The following is a 23,766-nucleotide window of genomic DNA, read 5'->3' on the forward strand; positions in this document are numbered from 1 at the left end:
ACGGCCTACGCCGATCCAGGCCGCGACCACGTCCGCAAGACGGCACCGGCGACGCGCGCCAAGGCTCTCGCGCGACAGATCGAGCGCCTCGGCTTCTCATGTGCCATCACACCCGAAGAGACAGTTTCTATTTAGCCGGTCCGCACGATCGCGTCGCGACGACCTCCCCGGTCCTCGCGGCGCCCGGCGCCGTCGAGATCCCGTGGACCGTCTTGATCGGTCATCCGTGACCGGACGCGGCCTCCCCCGATCCCAGCGGCTTCCACAGCGTGCGGGCCGTGTCGCGACGCGCGGCGCCCCCTCCGCCCGGCCTCACCCCTGCCGGAACGGCCCGCCCACCAGCCAGGCCGGATCGAACCAGCGGTCGGCCTCGCCGTCATAGGGCAGGCGCGTGATGTCCCAGTGTTGGATGTAGGGCGCGTAGACGTTCCACACCGCGATGCCGCCGCCCACGAAGATGCGCCGGCCCGGATAGCGGGCCAGGACCTGCGCCGGGTCCTCGTGCGAGCGGATCACGTCGATGGTGCGGTCCTTGAACGCGAAGTCCGGGACCGAGGCCACGGTCTTGGGTCCGGCGATCAGGACATGGCCCATGGTGAGCGCGAAGAAGCGCGTCACGTCCTCCACGAAGAGCGGGTCGGTGTTGCCCTCCCAGGGGAGCTGTCCGTTCAGGCCGAGCTGGCCTCGCTGGCCGATGGCGCAGATGCAGCGGACGTCGATCATCGGGAGGCACCTTGGAACGAGGGGAAACCAGACCCCGATGATCCCCCATCATTGGGGTTCGCTCGCGCGGGGGCGCAGCGTCGGGCGTTCACCGGCAGCGACGCAACCGAGACAATAACGGGCTCCGCCCGAATCCCGCCGGGGCCGTGGCCCCGGACCCGTTCAGTCGGGGGCGCGGAAACCGAGGGTCCGATCGCTCGGGAAATCGTAGAGGCGGCCGGTTTCGTTCCATGCGGGCGCGGCGAGGCGCACGAAGTGGGGAGCGAGATCCTCCGGCGTGCGCAGGGTCTCCGGATCCTCGCCCGGCATGGCGGCGCGGCGCATCGCGGTGCGCAGCGGGCCCGGATTGACCAGCATGGCCCGGATCGGCGTCGTCTCGGTCTCGGCGGCATAGGTCCGCACCATCGCCTCCAAAGCCGCCTTGGTCACCGCGTAGGGCCCCCAATAGGCGCGCGCCTTGTGGGCGGCGCCGGAGGTGACGAACAGGGCCCGGCCGGCATCCGAGCGGCGCAGCAGCGGGTCGAGGGAGCGGAGCAGGCGCCAGTTGGCGGTGACGTTCACGTCGAGCGCCTGCTGCCAGACCTTCGGGATCACGTGGGCGAGCGGCATCAGCGCGCCGAGCACGCCGGCATTGCCGACGAGGATGTCGAGCCGACCGAAGCGCTCGTTGAGCGCGGCGCCGAGGCGGTCGATCGCGTCCCAGTCGGTGAGGTTGAGGGGCACCAGCGTCGCGCTGCCGCCGCCGGAGCGTATCGCGTCGTCGAGTTCCTCCAGCGCGCCCTGCGTGCGGGCGACCGCCACGACATGGGCGCCGGAAGCGGCCAGGGCGAGGGCCGCGGCCCGGCCGATGCCGCGCGAGGCACCGGTGACGACGGCGATGCGGCCTTCGAGGCTCGTCTCCGCCATGACCTCAATCCGCCTCGGCCAGCATCGCGAGGCGGCGCGGCCCGGCGATGGCGAGGTCGGAGAGCGGGGTCGGATACTGCCCGGTGAAGCAATGGTCGGTGTATTGCGGGCAGGCCTCGTCGCGGGCCTCCTCGCCCATCGCCCGGTAGAGCCCGGGGATCGACAGGAAGGCGAGCGAATCCGCGCCGATATATTTCCGCATGCCTTCCAGGTCGTGGGTGGCGGCGAGCAGCTTCTCACGCTCGGGCGTGTCGATGCCGTAGAAATCCGGATAGGTGATCGGCGGCGAGGCGATGCGGAAATGGACCTCGCGGGCGCCGGCATCGCGCATCATGCGGACGATCTTCACGGAGGTGGTGCCGCGCACGAGGCTGTCGTCGACGAGCACGATGCGCTTGCCCTCGATCGCCGCGCGGTTGGCCGAGTGCTTCATGCGCACGCCGAGTTCGCGCACGGTCTGGGTCGGCTGGATGAAGGTGCGGCCGACATAGTGGTTGCGGATGATGCCCATCTCGAAGGGCAGGCCCGCCTCCTGGGCGAAGCCGAGCGCCGCGGGCACGCCGGAATCCGGGACCGGCACGACGATGTCGGCCTCCGCCGCCGCCTCGCGGGCGAGCTCCCGGCCGATGGCCTTGCGCACGCCGTAGACGCTCTTGCCGTTCACGACCGAATCGGGCCGGGCGAAATAGATGTACTCGAAGATGCAGGGCCGCATCGGCTGCGGCTCGGCGAACCGGATCGATTCGACGCCCTCTTCCGAGATGACGATCACCTCGCCATTCTCGACATCGCGGATGAAGCGGGCGCCGATGATATCGAGCGCGCAGGTCTCGGAGGTGAGGATGTAGCGCCCGTCGAGTTCGCCGAGCACCAGCGGGCGGATGCCCAGCGGGTCGCGGGCACCGATGAGCTTCTTGTTGGTCAGGGCCACGATGGCATAGGCGCCCTCGATCCGCTGGAGCGCGTCGATGAAGCGCTCGACGATCCGGGGTTTGCGCGAGCGGGCGGCCAGATGCAGGATCACCTCGGTGTCCGAGGTCGATTGGGTGATGGCGCCCTCGCGCACGAGGTCGCGGCGGATCGAGAGGGCGTTGGTCAGGTTGCCGTTATGCGCCACCGCGAGGCCGCCGCTGGCGAGTTCGGCAAAGAGCGGCTGGACGTTGCGCAGGATGGTGCCGCCGGTGGTCGAGTAGCGCACATGCCCGATGGCCGAGCGCCCGGCGAGCCGCTCGATGGTGCCGCGATCGGAGAAATTGTCGCCGACGAGGCCCTGGCGCCGCTCGGAATGGAACACGCCCTCGTCGTAGGAGACGATGCCGGCGGCCTCCTGGCCGCGGTGCTGAAGGGCGTGCAGGCCCAGGGCCGTGATCGCCGAGGCGTCATCGTGCCCGTAGATGCCGAAGACGCCGCATTCCTCGCGGAGCGTATCGCCGTCGATATCCCAATCGAGGACATCGGCGCTCGCGCTGACAGATGGCATGGCGTTCTCGAATCCTGGAGGCGCGGAGGCATCCGCGGCTCGCATCCGGCACGGCGGGACACGGTCTTCGGCGCGGCGCGCGTCCTCTCGAAGGAGGCCCGCCGGCCGGGACCGTCGTGAAACCGTTACCTATGCGGGGATCGCGCCGTAACCAAGAGCGATTCCAGCATATCAGCGTTTCGGCGCAGGGGCTCCCGCGTCGCTGCGGCGCTGGGCGGGCAGGTCGGTCTCGGGCGGCGGTTCCTCGACCGGAGCGTCGCCCTTGGGCTTGCGCAACTGCTTCAGGAACCCCTCCGGATTGTCGGGCAGCTGCGCCACCAGCGCCTCGCCGGAGCTCTCGAGCAGGGGCTTGCTCTTCGCTTGGGCGGCCCAATCGGGCACCTTGCCCTGGACCAGCCAGGCCAGGAACACCCAGCCGATGACGCAGATCAGGAAGCCACGCCCGGCCCCGAACACGAAGCCCAAAGACCGGTCGACTGCGCCGATGCGCGAATCGAGCACGAGGTCGGAGACCTTCACGGTGATCAGGGAGACGACGATGAGGGTCGCGAGGAAGATCGCGCCGATCGAGGCGACGAGCGCCACCGTGTCGCTGGAGACGTGCTGCTTGACGGTCGGCAGCAGCATCGGGTGCAGCGACCACGCCAGGGCCGCGGCGGCGACCCAGGCGATGATGGCGAGCACCTCGCGGGTCACCCCCCGCACGGCGGCGAGCAGCGCGGAGACGAGCACGATGCCGAGCACCGCGAGGTCGAGGACGGAGAACGGCATCGCTGGATACGCATCATCGGGGCGGGAGACGGCGGCATGGCCGCGACGGCTCCCCCGGGACCGCGCGCCCTCAGTCATTTCCACCGATATACCTCGGCCGACCTCGGCCGTCACCTTCGGCCCGCAGCGACCTCCCGGACGCCGCCGCGGCATGAGCGCCGCGCCGCCCGCTGGCCAGTCCTCGTGCCGTTCGCCGGCCTGTTCAGCGGCGTTCTGATCGTCTCGCTGATCCTGGCGGGCAAGATCGCGCAGGTCGGCGGCCTCACCTTCACGGCCGCCGTGGTCGTCTTGCCCCTGTCCTACCTGTTCGGCGACGTGCTGACCGAGGTCTACGGCTCCGCGAGCGCCCGCAAGGTGGTCATGGCGGGCTTCGCGGTGCAGCTCATCTGGATCGCGAGCGAGTGGATCGCCGCCGCCTTGCCGTCGGGACCGTTCTGGCCCCACCAGCAGGCCTTCGAGACGGCGCTCGGCGCGACGCCGCGCATCGCTCTGGCCGGCATGGGCGCCGATCTGGGGGGCGAGTTCCTCAACGCCTACGTGCTGGCCCGGCGCAAGCTCGCGCTCGGCGGCCGGTTCCTGGCCCTCCGCCTCATCGCCTCGACGGTGGCCGGGCAGGCGGTCGATTCCGCCCTGTTCCTGACGCTGGCCTTCGCCGGCCCGCTGCCGGCGGGCGAGCGGGTCCGGCTCGGCCTCTCGGTCTGATACGGGCTCCGCTTGATCAGAGCGGAGCCCGGATCAGGCAAGCCCGCGCGGCGTTTGAGCGAAGCCCAAATCCGCCATCCCGAAGGGATCAACCGGATTTGGTATGACGCCTGAAGGTCGCCTGGGAGGTGCTGGCGCTGCCGCTCAGCCCGCCGCTGATCGCTGGGATGCAGCGGGGCAGGGCGTCGATGCCGACGACCGCGGGACGGACTTCAACCCGTTCCGCCTAACGGAATGAACTGGCTCACCCTTCCTCCTCGAAACGCACGGCCCGCGGGCGGCCGCCGCCGCCCCGACGCGGCGCGCCCGAGGCGATGCCGGCCACGAGGTCGGCGATGTGGCGCAAGGCGTCCGTCGGCAGCGCCCGGTCGCCCGCCTCGCCACGCCCCTGCGGGGTCACCGCCTTGCCGAAGCCGAGCTTGAGCGCCTCCTTGAGACGGGCCGGGGCCTGCGAGACCGGGCGCACGGCCCCCGACAGCCCGAGTTCGCCGAAATACACCGAGTCGGAGGGCAGGGCGGCCCCCGAGAGCGAGGAGACGAGCGCTGCCGCGACGGCGAGGTCCGCGGCGGGCTCGGTGATGCGCAAGCCGCCCGCGACGTTGAGATAGACGTCGTGGCCGCCGAGGCGGATGCCGCCATGGGCCTCCAGCACGGCGAGCACCATCGACAGGCGGTTCGGGTCCCAGCCGACCACCGCGCGGCGCGGCATCCCGAGCGAGGACGGGGCGACCAGCGCCTGGATCTCGACGAGCAGCGGCCGGGTGCCCTCCATCCCGGCAAAGACCGCCGTGCCCGGCGCGGCATGGTCGCGGCCCGCCAGGAACAGGGCGGAGGGGTTCGGCACCTCGGACAACCCCGCATCGGTCATCTCGAACACGCCGATCTCGTCGGTCGGCCCGAACCGGTTTTTTACGGCCCGCAAAATCCGGAAGTGGTGGCCCTGGTCGCCCTCGAACGAGGCGACGGCATCGACCATGTGCTCGACCACGCGGGGCCCGGCGATCTGCCCGTCCTTGGTGACGTGACCGACGAGGATGACCGCCGTGCCGGTGGTCTTGGCGAAACGGATCAGGGCCTGGGCGGAGGAGCGCACCTGGGTGACGGTGCCGGGCGCCGATTCCACCGTCTCGGTCCACATGGTCTGGATCGAGTCGATGATGACGAGCGCGGGCGGATGACCCTGGGCGAGCGTCTCGACGATGTCCTCGACATTGGTCTGCGCGGCGAGCTCCACCGGGTATTTGGCGAGCCCCAGCCGCTCGGCGCGCAGGCGCACCTGCCCCACGGCCTCCTCGCCGGAGATGTAGGCGACGCGCTCCCCGCTCCGCGCCATGGCGGCGGAGGCCTGCATCAGCAGGGTCGATTTGCCGATGCCGGGATCGCCGCCGAGCAGGATGACCGAGCCCCGCACGAAGCCGCCGCCGGTGACGCGGTCGAGCTCGGCGATGCCGGAGGGCGTGCGCGGTGCTTCCTTGGCCTCGCCCGTCAACCCTTCGAGGGCGAAGACCCGGCCCCGTGCCCGCGCGGGCCGCGTCGCCGCAGGGCCGGATTGCGGGCCGGCGGAGGCGACCTCCTCCTGGATCGTGTTCCAGCCATTGCAGGCCTCGCAGCGCCCGCGCCAGCGGTTGTAGACCGCGCCGCAGGACTGGCACACGAAGGTCTGTTGGATCTTGGCCATGACGCGCGAACCGGGGCAGGGGGGTCGTCGGAACATCCCACCCACGCCCCGCGCCTCCTCAGCACGGGAGGCGTGGTCGAGACAGGGCGCTCACTCTACATAGTCGCGAACATAACGGGAACCCAGCCCCGTCAGGATCTCGTAGCCGATCGTGCCCGCAGCCCGGCCGACCGCATCGATGTCGAGGCTGTCGCCGATCAGCGTCGCGAGGCCGCCGCGGCGGGCGTCCGGCGCGTCGGTGACGTCGAGGATGATGAGATCCATCGAGATCAGCCCGAGGATCGGGCAGGGCACGCCGCCGACGAGGGCATGGCCGGCTCCGCTTGCCGCGCGGGGATAGCCGTCGGCGTAGCCCAGCGAGAGGGTGGCGAGGCGGCGCGGGCCCGGCGCCCGCCAGCGGGCATTGTAGCCGCAGGTCTCGCCGGGTGCGACGTGACGGAGTTGGAGGATCGTCGCGTCGAGCCGCACCACCGGCCGCATCGGGTTCGGCCGCCCGGGCTCCGGATTGCCGCCGAACAGCGCATAGCCCGGCCGCAGCAGGTCGTGATGCGTGGCGTCCGCGAGACAGGTCCCGGAGGAATTGGCGAGCGAGGCGCGCAGGCCCGGAAAGGCCGCCCGGACGCGCACGAAATCGGCGGCCTGCCGGGCGTTGACCGGGTCGGCGGAAACTTCCGCGCTGACGAGATGGCTCATCACGAGGTCGATCCCGGCCCGGCCGATCACGGGATCGCCGGCCAGCGCCAGGGCCTCGGGCACGGACAGGCCGAGCCGGTTCATGCCGGTATCGACGTGGAGCGCGGCCGGAAGGCGCCCCTCCGAGAGGGCCGCCCATTCGGCGAGCTCGTCGGCGTCGCCGAGGACGGGACGCAGGGCGTGATCGCGAAACGCCTCGCCCGCGCCGGGGGGCAGCCCGTTGAGCACGTAGAGCACAGCCTCCGGCAGCCGCTGTCGCGCGGCGATGCCCTCGGACAGGTGGGCGACGAAGAAGGTGCGGCAGCCCGCGCGGGCGAGGGCCGGAGCGACGCGCGCCAGCCCGCAGCCATAGGCGTCGGCCTTCACCACGGCGCCGCATTCGGCCTGCGGGGCCTGGGCTGCGAGCCTGCGCCAATTGGCGACGATGGCCGCAAGATCGACGGTCAGGCGGGCGCCATGCCCGGCCGGGGGCCGGTCGCGGAAGGGAGAGGGGGCGGTGATGGCGGCGCCTCCGAGGCGGGCCCGATCCGGGATCGGGACGACGAGCGAGGGGTCGAAGGCCGCGGTGCCGGGCCGGCCCGCCCCGGAGGTGCCGCGCGGATCGGCCAGGACCCGCGCGCCGCCGACGCGGTCATCCGCACTCGCATGCACGGGGCCGTGAATCCAGAGGCTCGGGGCATGGGCCCCATGACGCCTCGGCGGCAGGTCGGCGGCGTCGAGTGTCCCGGTTCAGGCGCCCGCCCTGACGGCGCGCCGCGCGCCGACATCGCCCGCGGCAACGCGCTTGCACGCCCTCCGCTCACATCTGCTCGGGCATCCGGTCGCTCTGCGCGAGGTTCGAGAAGCGGGTGATGTTGGCGTCGAATTGCAGCTCGACCGTGCCGGTCGGGCCGTGACGCTGCTTGCCCAGGATGACCTCGGCCTTGCCGTGGACGCGCTGCATCTCCGCCTCCCAGGCGAAGAACTCTTCCGTGCCTTCGCGGGGCTTCTTGTTGCCGACGTAGTACTCTTCGCGGAACACGAACATCACCACGTCGGCGTCCTGCTCGATCGAGCCGGATTCGCGCAGGTCCGAGAGCTGGGGCCGCTTGTCGTCGCGGTTCTCGACCTGACGGGAGAGCTGGGACAGGCCGATGATCGGCACCGCCAGCTCCTTGGCGAGCGCCTTCATGCCGGTGGTGATCTCGGTCATCTCCTGCACGCGGTTGTCGGAGCGTTTGCCCGAGCCCGACAGCAGCTGGAGATAATCGACGATGAGGAGGTCGAGGCCCTTCTGGCGCTTGAGGCGCCGGGCCCGGGCAGCGAGCTGGGCGATGGAGATGCCGCCGGTCTGGTCGATGTAGAACGGGATCGACTGCATGTCCCGCGCCGCATCGGTGATCTTGTAAAAATCCTCCGGGCGGATGTCGCCGCGGCGGATCTTGTAGGAGGGCACGCCGGACTGTTCGGCGATGATACGCGTCGCCAATTGCTCGGCCGACATTTCGAGCGAGAAGAAGCCGACGATGCCGCCATTGACCGTCTGAATCGTGCCATCGGCCTGCTTCTCGCCGCGATAGGCTTTGGCGATGTTGAAGGCGATGTTGGTCACGAGCGAGGTCTTGCCCATGGCCGGGCGCCCCGCGAGGATGATGAGGTCGGAGGATTGCAACCCGCCCATCTTGGCGTCGAGGTCGGTCAGGCCGGTGGCGATGCCCGAGAGCTTGCCGTCGCGCTGGTAGGCTTTCGCCGCCATGTCGACGGCGGCGGTGAGGGCGTCGGAGAATTTCTGGAAGCCGCCGTCGTACTTGCCGGACTCCGCGAGTTCGTAGAGGCGGCGCTCGGTCGCCTCGATCTGATCGCGGGGCGCGGCCTCGACCGGAGCCTCGTAGGCACCGTTGACCAGATCCTCGCCGATGGTGATGAGGCGGCGGCGGATGGCCAGATCGTAGATGGTGCGGCCGTACTCGCCCGCGTTGATGACAGTGGTGGCCTCGGCCGCCAGCCGCGCGAGGTACTGCATCGGCGTGACGCCGCCGAGATCGGCATCGCCGAGATAGGTCTTCAGCGTGATCGGCGTGGCGAGCTTGCCGGCCTTGATCAGCGTGACCGCGACCTCGAAAATCTGGCGGTGGACTGCCTCCATGAAATGTTCGGGCAGCAGGAAGTCCGACACCCGGTAATAGGCATCGTTGTTGACCATGATCGCGCCGAGCAACGCCTGCTCCGCGTCGATGTTGTGCGGCGGCACCCGGTACTCGGCCTGGACCGCTTCGAGCTTGGCCGCGAGGGCGTTGGGCAAGGCCATGCGCGTCTGACGCTCCGTTGCCGGCGGCCCTGATCGGACCGCACCGTCTCCATGCCCGCCGGACCTTGCGCCGGGGTGGTGAATTTTTCTTAAGCCACCGCCCGCCGGGCGGCTGCGACACGCGCGCCACGGATCCCCGAAACGCGCGACGCCCGCGGCCCCCGGGCTCCGGGAATCGCGGGCGTCATGCTGGAACGAATTGAGAACAAGTCAACGATGGAGGGCGCGCCATGCCCGCTGTCCACCGCTGACGTCCGCGGTTTCGAGAGGACGCGTCTTTTCGCGGAGCCCGAGACGGATGCCGGGGCTGCGCCCCGCCCCCCCCGGCGAAGGGACGAATCCTTCGCCGGTCCGGACCTTAGCCGCGGTCGTCGGCACCCTCGCCGGCATCGGCCAGCGCCTGACCGACCTCGAGACCGAGGTCGTCGAGGTTGAACTGCTCGCGCTCGGTGACCGACTCGCCGCGGGCCTGACGCTCGGCCTCCTCGGGGGAGCGGGCGATGTTGACGGTGATCTTCACCTCGACCTCGGGGTGGAGCGTCACCGGCACGCTGTGCAGGCCGAGCGTCTTGATCGGCTGGTGGAGCACGAACTGGCCGCGCTCGACGCTGAAGCCGTCCTTGGTGACGACTTCGGCCAGATCGCGGGTCGAGACCGAACCGTAGAGCACGCCGGTCTCGCCGGACTGGCGGATCAGCACGAAGCTCTGGCCGTCGAGCTTCTCGGCCACCGTCTGGGCCTCGTTGCGGCGCTCCAGGTTGCGGGCCTCGAGCTGGGCGCGCTGGGCCTCGAAATGCTTCTTATTGTTCTCGGTCGCGCGCAGGGCCTTGCCGCGGGCGAGCAGGAAGTTGCGGGCGTAGCCGGGACGCACGTTCACGGTCTCGCCCATCTGGCCGAGCTTGGCGACGCGTTCGAGCAGGATGACTTCCATCTGACTTCTCCTTTGAGTGGGTTGGAAGCGGGGGGTCTCAGGCGCTGCCGCGGGTGGCGTTAGGCGTGGCCGCGGGTGGCGTTAGGCGTGGCCGCGGGTAGCGTTAGGCGTGGCCGCGGGCTTGGGGACGGCGCCGGTCGAGGGCGGTGTCGGCGATGCCGAACAGGACCAGGGCGAGCATGGCCACGCCCTGGGTGAGGAAGAGCACGACGTAGAGGCCGATCAGCAGGGCGAGGCGCCCGGGCCGGCCGCGGCTGCGGTCGTGGAAGGCGGCGAGCCCCTGCAACGCGAAGGCCGCGCTGAGGGCACCGATCAGCGCGATCCCAAGCATGCCGACATAGCCCGGGGCCAGGGCGAGCAGGACGGCGCCCGCGAGGACGAGGAGCACGGAGCGCGGCATCGCGGTCGCCGGAAGGTCCGGCCAGGGCCGGTGCAAGCGGCCGGAAACCTGGACGATGCGGGCGGCGGCCCAGAGATAGAGCGTGAACAGCACCGCGAGGCCCTGCGCGGCCAGCGCCGGCGCCACCATCGCCAGCGCCCCGGCCACCTCGCCGGCGATGTCGTCACCCGCCTTCGGGGCCTCGGGCGAGGCCTCGCCGCCGCCGGACTCGGGCCTGGACGCGCCGGGGGCCGGCGCGGTCCCACCTTGCCCCGTCCCTTGCGCCGCTCCTTGGGCCGGGGGCGGGATCCGCCCGCGCTGGACCTGCATGTCCACGATCCGGCGGCTCATCTGCTCGATCTGGGCGCGGAAGGTCGCGTGATCCGGCGAGGCGATGACCGCGATCGCTACAAAAGCCAGGGCCGCGGTCCCGGCGACCCAGGCGAGCAGCCGGCCGGTGGGATACCATTCGAGGGTGCCGTCGGGCCCCGTCCGGCCGAGGAGCGCGAGATAGGCGAGCCACCATGCGGGCAAGGCGAGGTAGGCCGCGAAGGCCAGGCCGAGATAGGGGGAAATGACGACGGCGAGCGCCAGGGCGCCGGAGACGGCGGCGGCGAGACTCGCCCGGTGGCTCCAGCCCAGCCCCACGATCAGGATCGGCAGGGGGGCGAACAGGTAGAGCAGGATGGCGAGGGGGCTGGCCTTCAGCAGCACGCCGAAGAGGAGCGCGGCGACGAGGCCGGCGCCGATGCCGTAAGCGATGTCCTTACCCATGAAATCCGCTGTCCCGCTGCTCGTCGTGAAGCAGGGTTAGAGGCGTCCCGTGACACCCCAACGAGGGGGCGGCCCGGGAGCCCGGGTCGCCCTTGCGAAGCTCCGCCGGTCCGGAGACCGGCGGACGCGCCCTACTTGATGACGTAGGGCAGCAGGCCGAGGAAGCGGGAACGCTTGATCGCCTGGGCGAGCTCGCGCTGCTTCTTGGCCGAGACCGCGGTGATGCGGGACGGCACGATCTTGCCGCGCTCCGACACGTAGCGGGAGAGCAGCTTCACGTCCTTGTAGTCGATCTTCGGGGCGTTCGCGCCGGAGAACGGGCAGGTCTTGCGACGACGGAAGAACGGACGACGGCCACCGCCGCCGCCACCAGCACCGAATGCCATGATCAGTTCTCCCCGCCGAAGTTGCGCTCGGGCCGCTCGGCGCGATCGCCACGATCACCGCCGAAGCCGCCGCCGAAATCGTCGTCGCGACGACGCGGACGGTCACCGCGGTCGCGATCCTTGCGGTCGTCGCGGTCGCGCTTCTGCATCATCGCGGAAGGCTCGGCCTCCAGCTGCTCGACGCGGACGGTCATGAAACGCAGCACGTCCTCGGAGATCTGCATCTGGCGCTCCATCTCGGCCAGGGCGGCCGGGGGGGCGGAGATGTTGAGGAGCGTGAAATGCGCCTTGCGGTTCTTCTTGATGCGGTAGGCGAGGGACTTGACGCCCCAGGACTCGATCTTCTCGATCGTGCCGCCGCCCGCCTCGATGACGCCCTTGTAGGTCTCGACCATGGTCTCGACCTGCTGGGACGTCACATCCTGGCGCGCCAGGAAGACGTGCTCGTAGAGAGGCATTTTCGGGCCTTTCATATCGTAAGGAGGCCCGGTCCGCGCGAAAGCGGACGGAATCAGGCCGGCTCAATCCGCATTCTCTCGGCGCCAAGCCCTTCGAGCCGAGAAGGCCCGAGCGGTTGATCGAAGGCGGAGACACGGGACGACGGGGAACCCCCCTGTGCCGAAACCGGCACCGTCCGTTCAGCCCCCGGCCGGAGCGAACACGAAGGCCGCGCCTTTAGAGGGTTTTTCGGAGGACGGCAAGGCCGGGTGGCGCGGCAAGGCCGGGCGGTGGGCCCTTGTCCCGAGGGGAGGAGGGGCTCGCGCGGCCCCAAAGGTCAGAGGCCGCGTGACGCCGGTCCGCGGATCCGATCAGCCCGCGGGCGGGCTTGCGGTCGCGGCCTGCGCCGTGTCGCGGACACCCAGCAGAACCCGGATGTCGTTGCGGCGGCAGGTCTCCTGCTGGCTCGGCTCCGCCCAGCCGAGATCCGAGACCGTGTAGCCGCAAGCCGCCATCGCCGCCGCGACGTCCGCCGTCGAGGAGGCATAGACACCGTGGGTCTCGACGAGGAGAACCCGCGGACGGATCGTCATCGCCGCGATGATCCCGATCTCGGCGCCCTCGCAATCGAGTTCGAGCACGTCGCAGGGCGGCAGCTGATCGGCCGGCAGCACGGCCCCGAGCTGGGACGCGTCCCCGTACACGGCGATGGATCGGCCGATGACGGCATGCCGCACGGTCAGGTTGCCGACACCGTTGAGCGCCGCCGTCCGGCCGACGAGGGTGCAATTCTCCAGGCTTCCCTCGAAACAGGTGACATGGCCGGTCGGTCCGGCGCGCAGGGCGGCATTCACCGCCGTGACACCGATGCCGCCGCCGACCACGACCACCCGGTCGCCCGGGCGGACCTGCGCGCCGAGACCGGTCACCAGGGCCGCCTCGTAGCTCGAATTGCCGGTCGGGTCGGTCATCCACCACGGCAGCCAGGCAGCGGGGACGTAGCGATCCGCAGCGGTCAGGCCGTAGCAGGTCAGGACCCCGCCGAGGCGGGCCGGCCCGGTGACCGGCAGCAACGGACGAAGCCCGCGCCGATAGGCGAAGCCGAGCCCGCGGCTCGCGAGACCGGAGACGCCGTCCTGCCGCAATACGCTGAGCACCTTGTGGAGACCGTGCATGGATGACCCTGGACTCGCCGCTCGTCGCGGGCGGGATGCCGGGCACCTTCGTCCGGATCAAGGCTCGCCTGCAATCGGGCCCGCGCGCCGGGCCTGTGCAAGGTGAGATCCGCCCGTCGGTCCCGTGCCCAGTCCGGCCGGCCTCACTCCTCCGGCCGGGACCGGGGCGCGGGCGCGACCGGGATGTCGAAATGCATCACGTCCTCGCGCAGGCCGAGCCCCGTGTAGAGCGCGATGGCCGGGTCGTCGCCGTGATCGGCCTGGACGAAGACGACCGAGCCGCCCCGCGTGGCGGCATGCGCGCGCAAGGCCGCGATCAGGGCGGTGGCGAGGCCGCGGCGGCGGTGCTCCTCGGCCACGGCGAGGTCGTAGAGGTAGAACTCGCTGCGGGCCTGCTCGAACTTCTCGAGTTCGTAGGCGACGAGCCCGCCCAGCACCGTGCCGCCCTCCATCGCGACGAGCGCGACGACGTGGTCCTTCGCCAGCAGCCCCGCGAGATAGGGCGCGTCCGGCGGCGCGCCGCCATAGGCCTGCGCGTCGTCGAAGGCGCGGCCGAACACGGCGTTCAGCGCGCGCATCGCCGGGAGGTCACCGGACCCGAGACGGCGGATGTCCGGCATAAGCGGACTACTTCAGCGAGCCGGCGATGGCCTGTTGAATCCCCAGAATGTCGGCGCCGCGCTTGAGCGTGCGCTGGATCGGATCGGGGCGGCCCGAAACCCAGATCTTCAGCTCCGAATCCATGTCGAAGCTGCCCGCGGTCTCAACCGAGAACGACGTGATCGCCCGGTAGGGGACCGTGAGGTACTCGACCTTGCGGCCGGTCATGCCCTGGCGGTCAACCAGGATCAGGCGGCGATCGGTGAAGACCATGAGGTCGCGGATCACCTTGAAGGCGACCCGCACGCTCTCGCCCGAGGCGAGCACGCCCGCCAGTTGCTGATCGACCTCGCCCGCCGACAGATCGCTGCCATGGCCGAGTAGCCCGTCGAGTAAGCCCATCGCCTTCCCCCCGTCTATGTCCGGCCCGTCATATGGGACCGGCCGCGCTTCCTCGGGAGGGGTCCGCCGCTCACGGACACGCCCCCCCGCGGGTATGGCCCGCCGGGCCCAGCGACGGTTCGCTCGCAAGATTTCGGAGGGCGGGCTTCCCGCGCGTCCGAGAGAGATATTAAAATAAAAATCCTGAAACCACAAACCATCTCGTAAATAGGATCATCCCAGCGATCAAAATCGCCCAATATCGGGCACACGAAAATTTGACCGACAACATGGTGCAACTTCATTATGAATGCGCACCTGGCCTCGCGGTTATCAGCAGTTTCCCCCTGTAAAATCCGGACAGGGACGCTTGTACGTAGGTCAATACATAAATATTGTGCAAAAACAAAAAGGGGATGGGCGCGATGGTGAGCTACGTTTCGGATTACAGGGCCTTGATGTCCGGGACGTCGTGGTGGGGTGCGGTGCCGGCGGGCCGATCGACCATCATCACCTACTCCTTCGAGACCAGCGTCTTCGATCATGTGAAGACATCCACCTACTCCGACGCGTTCCGGAGTTCGTTCAAGCCGCTGAACGCCAGCCAGAAGGCCGCGACGCTCGCCGCCCTCAAGCAGCTCGACGATGCGAGCGGCCTCCAATTCATCGAGGTCGCCCCCGGCCAGGGCGACATCAAGTTCGCCAACTACGATCTCAGCAAGGACCCGACCCAATCGACCGCGGCCGGCTACGCCTACTATCCGGGTGTCACGATCGGAGCCGACGCGAGCTTCATCGACGACATCGGTGGCGACGTCTTCCTCGATGACGGGACCATGACCTACAGCGCCGCCGACCAGCTCCACGTCATCCTGCACGAGGTCGGGCACGCGCTCGGCCTGAAACATCCCTTCCAGGGCGACATCCGGCTCGACCCGACGGTCGACAACACCAAGCAGACGGTGATGAGCTACACCGGATACGACCCGACGCTCGGCCCGATCGACATCGCGGCGCTGCGCGTCCTCTACGGCGACGACGCGGCCGACGGGACGCACATCGCCTCCTGGGCGTGGAATGCCGCGACCGCCACGATGACCCAGACCGGCGGCGCGGGCGCCGACACGATCCGCGGCGTCAGCACCGTGGACGTCATCCGCGGCATGGGCGGGAACGACCTCATCGTCAGCGGGAAGGGGAACGACTGGCTCTACGGCGATGCCGGCGACGACGTGCTGTTCGGGGGCGCCGACAACGACACGCTCGACGGCGGTGCCGACAACGACCGGCTCGACGGCGCCGACGGCGACGACACGCTCAACGGCGGCACCGGCAACGACACGCTCAACGGCTGGGCGGGGATCGACCGGCTCAACGGCGGCGCGGGCGACGACACGCTCGACGGCGGCGACGGCAACGACCGGCTCGATGGCGGTGACGGCAACGACACGCTCAACGGGCGCGCCGGCACCAACACCCTGCTCGGCGGCGGCGGCAACGACACGCTCCACGGTGGCGCCTCCGTCGACACCATGGACGGCGGCACGGGCGACGATCGCGTCTCCGGCTGGGAGGGCGCCGACGTGCTCGCCGGCGGGATCGGCCGGGACCTCCTCTGGGGCGGGATCGGCGACGACCGTCTCACCGGCGGCGACGGCGACGACGAGATGCAGGGCGAGGCCGGCAACGACACGCTGATCGGCGACGCCGGCAAGGACAGCCTCTGGGGCCAGGACGGCAACGACCGGTTGACCGGCGGCCTGGGCGACGACTTCATCAATGGCGGCACGGGCACCGACACGGTCGATTACAGCGCCACCACGGGCGGGATCATCGCCACTCTGGGCCCCACGATCAGCGAACTCGTGAACGGAACCTGGGTCTGGTACAACGCCAAGAGTGCCGAGATCGGCTACGACGTGGTGCTCGAGGTCGAGAACATTCTCGGCGGACAGGGCGCCGACACGATCACCGGAAACGGGGCCGCCAATCTCCTCGACGGACGCGGTGGCGCCGACCGATTGACCGGCGGCGGCGGCAACGACACCTACCGGGTCGACCATGCCGGCGACCGGGTCTTCGAGACCAAGGGGCAGGGCGTCGACAGGATCGTCGCCACGCAATCCTTTACCCTGGCCGCGGGCCAGGAGATCGAGACGCTGGAATTCGGGACGACGGGGGCGAGCGTCCTCACCCTGCGCGGCAACGAGTTCGGCCAGACGCTGATCGGCAATGCCGGCGCCAATGCCCTCGACGGTGCCCTCGGAAGCGACATCCTCACCGGCGGCGCGGGCGGCGACCGCTTCCTGTTCACGACGAAGCTCGGGACGACCAACGTCGATCGCATCACCGACTTCGCGTCGGAGGACACGGTCCAGCTCGCCCAGAGCATCTTCACCGCGCTCGGGGCCGGCACGCTCAGCACCACGGCGTTCAAGGACATCAGCAAGGCCGCGGCCGATGCCGACGACCGCATCCTCTACAAGCCGTCGACCGGCGAACTGTTCTACGACGCGGACGGCCTCGGCAGCGGCGCGAAGGTGAAACTCGCCGTGTTCGACAACAAGGCGGCGCTGACGGCGGCGGATTTCTTCGTCGCCTGACCCACCAGGGCGGCGATCCCCGGACCGCCGCCCCACCGACCTCCGCTCAGGCTGCCGCCGGCTGCTCGATCCGGCCCGCACGCAGGCGCACGGTGCGGTCGCACAGCCGGGCCAGGCCGGGATCGTGGGTGACGAGGACCAGCGTCGCGCCGCGGTCGCGCTTGAGGGCGAACAGGAGTTCGACGATCTGCCGGCCCGTCGCCTCGTCGAGATTGCCGGTCGGCTCGTCGGCCACCAGGATCGCCGGATCGGGCGCGAGCGCCCGGGCGATGGCGACGCGCTGCTGCTCGCCCCCCGAGAGCTGGGCCGGGTAGTGCCCGAGGCGGTGTTGCAGGCCCACGGCCTCCAGTTCCGCGGCTGCCCGCCCGTGCGGGTCGGGCGCGCCGGCGAGTTCGAGCGGCAGCGCCACGTTTTCCAGGGCCGTCATGGTCGGCACGAGGTGGAAGGCCTGGAACACGATGCCGATGTTGCGCCCCCGGAAGCGGGCCAACCCGTCCTCGTCGAGGCCGGACAGATCGGTGCCCGCGATGGTGACGCCTCCGGAATCGGGGCGCTCCAGCCCGGCCATCACCGTGAGAAGGGTCGACTTGCCCGATCCCGAGGGGCCGACGAGCCCGACCGCCTCGCCCCGCTCGACATCCAGCGAGATGCCGCGCAACACGTGGACCCGGGCGGCACCGCGGCCGAGGCTCAGCTCGATCTGCGACAGGGAGACGGCCTTGTTCGACATCGGGGAGGGACCGATCTTGGATCGAGGACGGACGGGACCGAACGGAGGACGGCGGCCTTGCGCAGCGCGAACGACATCAGGCCCGCGTCGGGCAGGGGCACTCCGTCCCGGCTCGGCCGGGTTGTTTCTTCGGTGCGGCTTGTCCCACGGACCCGCCGGATGCGCGAGACGCCGCGCGTGGCCGATATGGGGGTTCGTGCGATCCTGCGCAGGGTGGCGCTGATGGTCGTGCTCGCGGCCGCCGCGCTCGGCGCCCCCGCCGCCCGGGCGGCCGAGCCGCCGCTCAAGCTCGTGGCGCTGGGCGACAGCCTCACGGCGGGCTACCGCCTGCCCTCGTCCGCCGCCTTCCCGGCGGTGCTGGAGCGGGCCCTGACGGCGAAGGGTCGCAGCGTCGAGATCGCCAATGCCGGCGTGTCCGGCGACACGACGACGGGCGGGCTCGACCGCCTCGACTGGTCGGTGCCGGACGGGACCGACGGGGTCATCCTCGAACTCGGCGCCAACGACATGCTGCGCGGGACCGATCCGGCGGTCGCCCGCAAGGCCCTGGAGACCATCGTGGTGCGGCTGAAGGCGCGCGGCATCCCTGTGCTGCTCGCCGGGATGCGGGCCGCGCCCAATCTCGGCGAAGACTACCGGACGCGCTTCGACGCGATCTTCCCCGATCTCGCGACGGCGCACGACCTCATCCTCTACCCGTTCTTCCTCGAGGGCGTGACCGGCCACCGCGCCAACACCATGGAGGATGGGCTGCATCCGACCGCCCAGGGCATCGAGACGGTGGTGGCCGGCATCCTGCCCAAGGTGGAGACCTTTCTCGATCGGGTGAAGCAGGCCAAGGATGCGGGGACGGGGCGCTAGAGCGCTCTCCGCCGAAGTGGAAACCGGTTCGGCTTGAGAGCGCGCGACACAACAAAGACTGAGAGCCGTGCTCACGTCTCAACGTGATCGGGCACGGCGCTGGACACGCGCTCCGGATCGCGGCCCCGCCGGTCGGAGGGCCCGCACGCGGTCCATGGTGGCGTCCGGGCCCGCCAAGATCCCGACTCGTCCCGGCGGATCGGATGCCGATCGCTCGGACAGGGCACAGCTTGAGGTCAGAGCGGACTGGGAACCGATCAAATTGAAGCGATCGGCGGACGTCCCGTCAACCATTTTTCCAGGAGAATTTTTAAAGAATATCAGGTTCGCTGCAGCAAAGGAAAGCAAGCCCCGCTTCCGACCTTGATCGAATGGTCGCGGTTCGCTCGGAGGGATTGACTGCAGTGGACCTGAATACACTCCTCTTCGCCAGCGTGATGGCACGAAGTGGATTCATCCTGATTTTCATGATCGCGAGCCTGAAAGGCGACTCGGCCCATGCCTTCCGGTTCTGGACCGCAAGCATCCTCGGATCGGCTATAGGCCTCCTTCTGATTTACGGCGACCCTCACTACCCTTATTTCCTGCCCACTCGCGGGGCCCTCATTTTCGGTATCATTGGCTTGAGTCTGTCCTGCGTTTGGGCAGGCGGCCAAGTCTTTCTCAAACGCACTGTCAAGCCAACGCAGTTCGTTGTCATGGGTGTGGTTCCGGGACTGATCTACGGCAGCACCCGCAGCCTCGGTGCCGCGCCCGATCTGGCGCAGCTGCTGACGATGGCGACACTCACCTGTTCCACCGCGGCGGCGGCGCGTCCGTTCTTCGTTCGCACGGCGCCGCGCTACCTGCGATCCCAGCTGTTGGTCGGTGGCGCGATCGCGATGTATTCCGTCGCCCTCGTCTGCTCCATGATCCTGATCTCCGTGAGATTGTGGAACCTCAGTCCATCGATCGGCTCGGGACACTCGGATATCTTCCTGGCCCTATTCGTCGACCAGCTGATGAGCGTCCTGACCTATGTCGGCCTGATCGCGATGTCCCTGGAAGACGCGCAGAGGCGGATGAAGGAGATCGCAACGACGGATCCGCTCACGGGGCTCGCCAACCGACGCGGCGTTCAAGATCAGGCGCGGCTTGTGTCCGGCGCCAGTCATCGCGCCAAACGGCCCGTCGCCGTGCTGATCGCGGATATCGATCACTTCAAGGCCGTCAACGACCGATACGGGCACGAATGCGGGGACGCGGTGCTGAAGGAGTTCGCGCGCCGCCTCGCCGCGCACGGCCGACCGGGACAGGACGTCGTCGGCCGTTGGGGAGGCGAGGAGTTTCTGGCCGTCCTGAGCAACCGCACCCTCGACGACGCGGTCGGCGTCGCGGAACGGCTGTGCCGAGAGGTTTCGCAGACGCCCTTCGCTTGCGGCGATCGGGCCCTCACCGTGACCGTCAGCATCGGCGTGGCCGAAATGGCGGGAAACGGGTTTTTTCTGGAGCAGGCCGTCACATCGGCCGACGAGGCCTTGTATCTCGCCAAACGCAGTGGGCGGAATCGGGTCATGTGCGCCGCAGGTTCGGCCCGCTGGGACAACCCGATCTCCGCGCAGCCCTATCGGCCGACGCGCGGCCATCCCATCCCGATCGAGACCTCGGCGCTCGCGGGATGACGTCCGGCGCGTGAGGGCGCGGGGGCGGGCGACGCGGCGGCGCCGCGCGCGGTCAGCCGGGCGTGATCGCCCCCGCTTCCCACCGGAGGCGCGCCGGGCTTAGATCGCCCCCGGGCCCGAAAACGGCCTCGCCTTTCCTCCCAGTTCGGACGCCGATCGAGACCCGATGCCGCGCCTCTTCACCGGACTGGAGATCCCACCCGAGGTGGCCCACCGCCTCGCCCTGTTCCGCGGCGGCCTGCCGGGCGCGCGCTGGATCGAGCCCACCGACTACCACGTGACCCTGCGCTTCCTGGGCGAGGTCGACGGGACGATCGCGGCCGAGCTCGACGCGGGTCTGGCGCAGGCGCGGCTTCGGGCACCGCTGACCCTGACCCTCGACGGACTGGCGAGCTTCGGCGGGGACCGGCCGCGGGCGGTCATTGCCTCCGTCGCGCTCACGCCGGACCTGGCCGACCTCCAGGAGGAGCACGAGCGCATCGCCCGCCGGGCCGGGGCCGCGCCGGAGCGCCGCCGCTTCACCCCGCACGTGACCCTCGCCCGTCTCAACCGGGAGGCGGGCCCGGAGGCCGTGGCGCGCTGGCTCGCCGAAGCCGGCGTGTTCCCGCCCATCCCCTTCACGGCGACCCGCGCGGCCGTGTTCTCGGCCCGCGCCTCGCGGGGCGGCGGACCCTACCTCGTCGAGGCGGCCTATCCGTTCGGACCGGGCGATGAGGCGTGGGACGCGGCGGACTGACGCGGACAAGGAAGCCTTGCCGCGGCCTCACCCCGCCGTCCCGGTCTTCTGCCGCCGGGTCGGATGGGTCATCGCCTCCAATTCCAGGAGACCGTTGAGCTGGGCCTCGGTCAGGAGACCTTCCTCCAGCACCAGCTCGGCGACGGAGCGGTCCTCGGCCAGCGCCCGCCGGGCGATCCGGGAACTCGCCTCGTAGCCCAGCGTCGGCACGAGCGCGGTGACGAGACCGATCGAGCCCTGAACGAGGGCGCGGCAGCGCGCCCGGTCGGCTTCGATGCCCTCGACGCAGCGCCGCGTCAGGGTGTCGATGGCGGCGGTGAGCATGCGCAGGGAACTCAGCACGCAATAGCCGAGGGTCGGCTCGAAGGCGTTGAGCTGAAGCTGGCCGCCCTCGGCGCAGAGCGTCACCGTGAGGTCGTGGCCGATCACCATGTAGGCCACTTGGTTGACGGCCTCCGGGATGACCGGGTTGACCTTGCCCGGCATGATCGAGGAACCCGCCTGCACGGCAGGCAGGCGGATCTCGCCGATGCCGGTGCGGGGCCCCGAGGAGAGCAGGCGCAGGTCGTTGCAGATCTTGGAGAGCTTGACCGCGACGCGCTTGAGCACGCCGGAGAACAGCACGAAGGCGCCGAGGTCCGAGGTCGCCTCGATGAGGTTGGAGGCCAGCACCATCGGCTGGCCCGCGACCCGCGACAGTTCCTCCACGGCGAGCGCCGCGTAGCGCGGGTCGGCATTGATGCCGGTGCCGATCGCGGTGGCGCCGAGATTGACCTCGCGGAACAGGCCGACGAGGTCGGTGAGCCGGGCCACGTCCTCCTTGATCGTGGCGTGGAAGCCGTCGAATTCCTGCCCCAGCGTCATCGGCACCGCGTCCTGGAGCTGGGTGCGGCCCATCTTGAGCACGTCGGCGAACTCCACCGCCTTGCCCTTGAAGGCGTAGGCGAGGTCGTCGAGCGCCTTCACGAGCGGCTCGGTCGCGAAGATCACCGCGAGCCGCAGCGCCGTCGGATAGGCGTCGTTGGTCGACTGGGCCATGTTGACGTCGTCGTTGGGATGGAGCGCGGCGTAGTCGCCCGGCGCGCGCCCCATCAGCCCGAGGGCGACGTTGGCGATCACCTCGTTGGCGTTCATGTTGGTCGAGGTGCCGGCCCCGCCCTGGATCGCGTCGACGATGAAGGCGGCGGCATAGGCCGGATCGCTCGCCACCCGGGCACAGGCCCCGTCGATCGCCCGCGCCTTGGCTTCGGGCAGGTAGCCGAGCCGGTGATTGGCGCGGGCCGCGGCCTGCTTCACGAGGGCCAAGGCGCGGACGAGCTCGGGAAAATGGCCGATCGGCACGCCGGTGATCGGGAAGTTCGCCACCGCCCGCTTGGTGTGGATGCCCCACAGCGCGTCCGCCGGCACCTCGCCCTCGCCGAGGAGGTCGTGCTCGGAGCGGGTCCGCGCCCCGTCCATCGCGATGGTGCGCACCGTCGCGACGGCCAGCGCGTCCTCGGGGCTCGGTGCGGGCGTCGGCGCAGCGGCGGCGGAATTCTCGGCCGCATCCTTGGCTGCACGCTTGGCTTCATTCTCAGCCGCGCGCCGGGCGCGCTTCTTTCCCTTGCCGTCGGGTGAAGCCGCCTTTGTCTCGGTCGCTTTTGCCTTGCTGGCCTTCGCCAAACCTGCCTTCGCCAAACCCGCCTTCGCCATTGCCGCCTTCGCCATGCCCGCCTCGCGCCCGCATCCGGGGACGCGCCCGGACCTGATCCCGGGGAAGGCTAGGGCCGCACCCGGTCACCGGGAAGCCGCACCCGTGACACCGCGGCCGAGGGGTTTGCCGCTCGGCCCTTTCCGTGGAGGGCAGCGCCCGCTACGCTTGCGCCCTGCGCGGGGTCCGGCTCTCATCGGGACGCGCCCTCCGGCTTTCGCCGGGCGCGACCGGCACGAGAGTTGAGACAGGGCCCACGCCGCATGGACGTCTTCGTACAGCAGCTCATCAATGGCCTGACGCTGGGCTCGATCTACGGACTGATCGCGATCGGCTACACGATGGTGTTCGGCATCATCGGCATGGTGAACTTCGCCCATGGCGACGTCTTCATGGTCTCGACCTTCATCGCGCTGATCCTGTTCCTGCTGCTGACCGCGTGGCTCGGGATCTCGTCGGTGGCGCTCGCCTTCCTCCTCGTCCTCGTCGCCACCATGGCGCTGACGGCACTCTGGGGCTTCGCTGTCGAGCGGATCGCCTACCGCCCCCTGCGCGGCTCGTTCCGCCTCGCGCCGTTGATCTCGGCGATCGGCGTGTCGATCTTCCTGTCGAACTTCGTGCAGGTGGCTCAGGGAGCGCGCAACAAGCCCACCCCGCCGATGCTGGAGGGCGGCTTCACCCTCTTCGCCAGCGACGGCTACGCCGTGACCCTGTCCTACAAGCAGATCCTGATCATGGCCGTGACCAGCGTGCTGCTGCTGGGCTTCTGGTATCTCGTCCAGAAGACGCCGTTCGGCCGGGCGCAGCGCGCCTGCGAGCAGGACCGGAAGATGGCGGCGCTGCTCGGCATCGACGTCGACCGCACGATCTCGCTCACCTTCGTGCTCGGCGCCGTCCTCGCCGCGGTCGCGGGGCTCCTGTACCTGCTCTATTACGGCGTGGTCTCCTTCTCGGACGGGTTCGTGCCGGGGGTGAAGGCCTTCACGGCGGCGGTTTTGGGCGGCATCGGCTCGCTGCCCGGCGCGGTGATCGGCGGGCTCATCATCGGGCTGATCGAGACCTTCTGGTCGGCCTATTTCTCGATCGAGTACAAGGACGTGGCCGCCTTCTCGATCCTCGCCATCGTGCTGATCTTCATGCCCTCCGGCCTGCTGGGCCGGGCCGAGGTCGAGAAGGTCTGA

At 70.0% G+C, this 23,766-nt stretch carries 22 protein-coding genes; 6 read left to right on the forward strand and 16 right to left on the reverse strand.

All coding sequences use genetic code 11. From position 1 onward, the window contains the following. Window positions 1-312: 312 nt before the first annotated feature. The 4 genes from LW587_RS06825 to LW587_RS06840 all read right to left on the reverse strand — a co-directional run bounded on the left by LW587_RS06825 (window position 313) and on the right by LW587_RS06840 (window position 3,880). Complete coding sequence (locus LW587_RS06825; protein WP_232628842.1) at window positions 313-723, reverse strand: dihydrofolate reductase; 411 nt, start codon at window positions 721-723, stop codon at window positions 313-315. A 162-nt stretch (window positions 724-885) separates the two neighbouring features. After that, window positions 886-1,629: an SDR family NAD(P)-dependent oxidoreductase gene (locus LW587_RS06830; RefSeq protein ID WP_232628843.1), complete on the reverse strand. Its 744-nt coding sequence runs from the start codon at window positions 1,627-1,629 to the stop codon at window positions 886-888. Window positions 1,630-1,633: 4 nt separating this feature from the next. Continuing rightward, window positions 1,634-3,109 (reverse strand): amidophosphoribosyltransferase, encoded by a 1,476-nt coding sequence (gene purF, locus LW587_RS06835; protein WP_232628844.1) that lies wholly within the window; start codon window positions 3,107-3,109, stop codon window positions 1,634-1,636. Between the two features lie 171 nt (window positions 3,110-3,280). Beyond that, the gene (locus tag LW587_RS06840) at window positions 3,281-3,880 is read right to left on the reverse strand and encodes a CvpA family protein (protein WP_232628845.1); all 600 of its coding nucleotides are present in this window, start codon (window positions 3,878-3,880) and stop codon (window positions 3,281-3,283) included. Window positions 3,881-3,916: 36 nt separating this feature from the next. On the opposite strand from LW587_RS06840, the gene LW587_RS06845 reads away from it, so the two are divergent. Next, window positions 3,917-4,582 (forward strand): queuosine precursor transporter, encoded by a 666-nt coding sequence (locus LW587_RS06845; RefSeq protein WP_232628846.1) that lies wholly within the window; start codon window positions 3,917-3,919, stop codon window positions 4,580-4,582. 244 nt (window positions 4,583-4,826) lie between these two features. On the opposite strand, the gene radA is transcribed toward LW587_RS06845, so the two are convergent. The 10 genes from radA to LW587_RS06895 all read right to left on the reverse strand — a co-directional run bounded on the left by radA (window position 4,827) and on the right by LW587_RS06895 (window position 14,325). Then, the gene (radA, locus tag LW587_RS06850; protein ID WP_232628847.1) at window positions 4,827-6,260 is read right to left on the reverse strand and encodes a DNA repair protein RadA; all 1,434 of its coding nucleotides are present in this window, start codon (window positions 6,258-6,260) and stop codon (window positions 4,827-4,829) included. Between the two features lie 90 nt (window positions 6,261-6,350). Continuing rightward, a complete protein-coding gene (gene alr / locus LW587_RS06855; protein WP_232628925.1) occupies window positions 6,351-7,454 on the reverse strand; it encodes an alanine racemase in 1,104 nt (367 codons plus the stop codon). Window positions 7,455-7,752: 298 nt separating this feature from the next. Beyond that, window positions 7,753-9,240: a replicative DNA helicase gene (locus tag LW587_RS06860; RefSeq protein WP_232628848.1), complete on the reverse strand. Its 1,488-nt coding sequence runs from the start codon at window positions 9,238-9,240 to the stop codon at window positions 7,753-7,755. Between the two features lie 358 nt (window positions 9,241-9,598). Then, window positions 9,599-10,171: a 50S ribosomal protein L9 gene (gene rplI / locus LW587_RS06865; RefSeq protein WP_232628849.1), complete on the reverse strand. Its 573-nt coding sequence runs from the start codon at window positions 10,169-10,171 to the stop codon at window positions 9,599-9,601. A 103-nt stretch (window positions 10,172-10,274) separates the two neighbouring features. Beyond that, window positions 10,275-11,324, reverse strand: coding sequence for a DUF2232 domain-containing protein (locus LW587_RS06870; RefSeq protein WP_232628850.1), 1,050 nt, complete (start codon window positions 11,322-11,324; stop codon window positions 10,275-10,277). A gap of 131 nt (window positions 11,325-11,455) precedes the next feature. After that, the gene (rpsR, locus tag LW587_RS06875) at window positions 11,456-11,710 is read right to left on the reverse strand and encodes a 30S ribosomal protein S18 (protein ID WP_091948993.1); all 255 of its coding nucleotides are present in this window, start codon (window positions 11,708-11,710) and stop codon (window positions 11,456-11,458) included. A 2-nt stretch (window positions 11,711-11,712) separates the two neighbouring features. Continuing rightward, window positions 11,713-12,168, reverse strand: a complete 456-nt coding sequence (gene rpsF / locus LW587_RS06880; protein WP_232628851.1) for a 30S ribosomal protein S6 — start codon at window positions 12,166-12,168, stop codon at window positions 11,713-11,715. Window positions 12,169-12,519: 351 nt separating this feature from the next. Continuing rightward, window positions 12,520-13,323 carry a hypothetical protein gene (locus tag LW587_RS06885; RefSeq protein ID WP_232628852.1) on the reverse strand — a complete coding sequence of 268 codons (804 nt, stop codon included), beginning with the start codon at window positions 13,321-13,323 and terminating at the stop codon, window positions 12,520-12,522. Between the two features lie 143 nt (window positions 13,324-13,466). Next, entirely contained in the window at window positions 13,467-13,943 is a 477-nt protein-coding gene (locus LW587_RS06890) for an AAC(3)-I family aminoglycoside N-acetyltransferase (RefSeq protein WP_232628853.1), read from the reverse strand. Window positions 13,944-13,950: 7 nt separating this feature from the next. Then, window positions 13,951-14,325, reverse strand: coding sequence for a PH domain-containing protein (locus LW587_RS06895; RefSeq protein ID WP_232628854.1), 375 nt, complete (start codon window positions 14,323-14,325; stop codon window positions 13,951-13,953). 404 nt (window positions 14,326-14,729) lie between these two features. Here LW587_RS06895 and LW587_RS24000 point away from each other — a divergent pair, with 404 nt between their 5' ends. Then, the gene (locus LW587_RS24000; protein WP_269780301.1) at window positions 14,730-16,907 is read left to right on the forward strand and encodes a matrixin family metalloprotease; all 2,178 of its coding nucleotides are present in this window, start codon (window positions 14,730-14,732) and stop codon (window positions 16,905-16,907) included. Between the two features lie 46 nt (window positions 16,908-16,953). Here the strand turns inward: LW587_RS24000 and LW587_RS06920 are convergent, their stop codons facing one another. Further along, window positions 16,954-17,637, reverse strand: coding sequence for an ABC transporter ATP-binding protein (locus tag LW587_RS06920; protein WP_232628855.1), 684 nt, complete (start codon window positions 17,635-17,637; stop codon window positions 16,954-16,956). Between the two features lie 222 nt (window positions 17,638-17,859). Here LW587_RS06920 and LW587_RS06925 point away from each other — a divergent pair, with 222 nt between their 5' ends. From LW587_RS06925 to thpR, 3 genes are all read left to right on the forward strand, one after another. Beyond that, window positions 17,860-18,498, forward strand: a complete 639-nt coding sequence (locus LW587_RS06925; RefSeq protein WP_332839824.1) for an arylesterase — start codon at window positions 17,860-17,862, stop codon at window positions 18,496-18,498. 404 nt (window positions 18,499-18,902) lie between these two features. Next, window positions 18,903-20,159 carry a GGDEF domain-containing protein gene (locus tag LW587_RS06930; RefSeq protein ID WP_232628857.1) on the forward strand — a complete coding sequence of 419 codons (1,257 nt, stop codon included), beginning with the start codon at window positions 18,903-18,905 and terminating at the stop codon, window positions 20,157-20,159. Between the two features lie 166 nt (window positions 20,160-20,325). Then, the gene (gene thpR / locus LW587_RS06935; protein WP_232628858.1) at window positions 20,326-20,895 is read left to right on the forward strand and encodes an RNA 2',3'-cyclic phosphodiesterase; all 570 of its coding nucleotides are present in this window, start codon (window positions 20,326-20,328) and stop codon (window positions 20,893-20,895) included. A 27-nt stretch (window positions 20,896-20,922) separates the two neighbouring features. Here thpR and LW587_RS06940 read toward each other — a convergent pair whose 3' ends face one another. Continuing rightward, the gene (locus LW587_RS06940) at window positions 20,923-22,602 is read right to left on the reverse strand and encodes an aspartate ammonia-lyase (protein ID WP_232628859.1); all 1,680 of its coding nucleotides are present in this window, start codon (window positions 22,600-22,602) and stop codon (window positions 20,923-20,925) included. A gap of 246 nt (window positions 22,603-22,848) precedes the next feature. On the opposite strand from LW587_RS06940, the gene LW587_RS06945 reads away from it, so the two are divergent. Next, a complete protein-coding gene (locus tag LW587_RS06945) occupies window positions 22,849-23,766 on the forward strand; it encodes a branched-chain amino acid ABC transporter permease (protein ID WP_232628860.1) in 918 nt (305 codons plus the stop codon).

This window comes from Methylobacterium sp. Leaf118 (genome assembly GCF_920984675.1).
Classification (GTDB): domain Bacteria; phylum Pseudomonadota; class Alphaproteobacteria; order Rhizobiales; family Beijerinckiaceae; genus Methylobacterium.